This window comes from Vibrio sp. YT-19(2023) (assembly GCF_033337395.1).
In genome coordinates, this window is the sequence record NZ_JAWOQN010000090.1 from 1 (window position 1) to 1600 (window position 1600).

At 45.9% G+C, this 1600-nt stretch carries 3 protein-coding genes; 1 reads left to right on the top strand and 2 read right to left on the bottom strand.

Annotated features, from left to right (window positions below):
* Together R7E78_RS24015 and kduD are read right to left on the bottom strand one after the other, a co-directional pair.
* Positions 1 to 234 (bottom strand): YgjV family protein (locus R7E78_RS24015; RefSeq protein ID WP_318058324.1); only part of this gene is annotated, 234 nt, incomplete at its 3' end.
* 18 nt (positions 235 to 252) lie between these two features.
* Positions 253 to 1014: a 2-dehydro-3-deoxy-D-gluconate 5-dehydrogenase KduD gene (kduD, locus tag R7E78_RS24020; protein WP_005482916.1), complete on the bottom strand. Its 762-nt coding sequence runs from the start codon at positions 1012 to 1014 to the stop codon at positions 253 to 255.
* Between the two features lie 255 nt (positions 1015 to 1269).
* Between kduD and R7E78_RS24025 the strand changes: the two genes are divergently transcribed.
* Positions 1270 to 1600: helix-turn-helix domain-containing protein (locus R7E78_RS24025; RefSeq protein WP_318058325.1), on the top strand; the 331-nt coding region annotated here is incomplete at its 3' end.

The following is a 1600-nucleotide window of genomic DNA, read 5'->3' on the forward strand; positions in this document are numbered from 1 at the left end:
AGCAGCGACTCGTTTCGACGAGACAAAAATCGCCGTGGTCGTTCTGAGCGCCGACAGCAATGCGCTCAGCGCAGAGACCATCGAACCCAGCAATAAAAAGTGGAGAAGATGATTGAGGTTAAAAATCAGCATCAAGATTTTTAGGTGCCTGTCATTCTTCTGGTAGAAGACGGAGAATCCCAAACCAAAACTAATAAACCCTAAAGCTTGCGCTAATATCGTGGTATCCACCATCACCTTCTCGCAACTCGATTAGCGCGCTAGCCAGCCACCATCAACTGCGATGGTGTAGCCGTTGATGTAATCCGCAGCTTTAGACGCTAGGAATACACAAGGGCCAGCTAGATCTTCTGGCGTACCCCAACGAGCAGCAGGAATACGGTCTACGATTTCTTTGTTGCGCTGTTCATCTGCACGCAATGCCGCCGTGTTGTTGGTTGCCATGTAACCCGGAGCAATCGCGTTTACGTTGATGCCGTGGCTTGCCCATTCGTTCGCCATTAGGCGAGTCACACCCATTACGCCACTCTTAGACGCAGTGTAAGAAGGCACGCGAATACCGCCTTGGAAAGAAAGCATTGATGCGATGTTGATGATCTTGCCGCCTTCACCTTGTGCGATGAACTGTTTTGCAACCGCTTGAGACATAAAGAACACAGACTTCACGTTGATGTTCATTACGTCATCCCAATCTTGCTCAGAAAACTCGATGGCGTCGTTACGACGAATGATGCCCGCGTTGTTCACTAGGATATCAATGCGACCAAGTTCGGTTACTGCGCGGTCAACGATAGTTGGGATGTCGTCTAGTTTCATTAAGTTAGCGCGGATATCGACGAACTTACGGCCTTCAGCCTCTACTTTCTCAATCGTTTCTGTTGGTTCGCTGATGTTTACGCCAACAATGTCACAGCCCGCTTTTGCTAGACCAAGCGCCATACCTTGACCAAGACCAGTGTCACAACCAGTAACAATGGCCACTTTTCCCTCAAGGTTAAATGAATCAAGAATCATGTCGTTTTCCTCAATAGTAGGTAATGTCGTGATTTGGCGTCTTGGCCATGTCACTTTGTATGCATTCATCCTGACCCAAAAAGAAACTGTTTGCAATTTTTTTTGAAAAGGCGTTTTAAAAATATTGATTGCGATCTTGTTTTTCTGGATTCTTTAATTGCGCGGTTTCAAATTTTTGAAAAGGCATTTTAAAAATACTGGTTCTTAAATTTTTCAGCGATATAATGCAGAAAACTAAGAATGAAAGGGGCAACAATGGAAAAGTCGACTCAGCCTGAAGCGGTTTCGTCAGTACTTAAGGTTTTTCATATTCTTCAAGCACTTGGTGAACAGAAAGCCATCGGCGTTTCAGAGCTTTCACAACGTCTAATGATGTCGAAAGCGACTACTTACCGTTTTCTGCAAACCATGAAATCGCTCGGTTACGTGTCTCAAGAAGGCGAAGCGGATAAGTACTCTCTAACACTTAAGCTGTTCGAGTTGGGCGCAAAATCGCTTGAGTACGTCGATCTGATCGAACTGGCCGACAAAGAAATGCGCCACATTTCAGAACAAACCAACGAAGCCATGCACCATGCTGCGCTGG

Bases quoted from the DNA above. Each gene is read 5' to 3' on its own strand.
- kduD (WP_005482916.1), bottom strand. From the start codon at position 1,014: ATGATTCTTGATTCATTTAACCTTGAGGGAAAAGTGGCCATTGTTACT.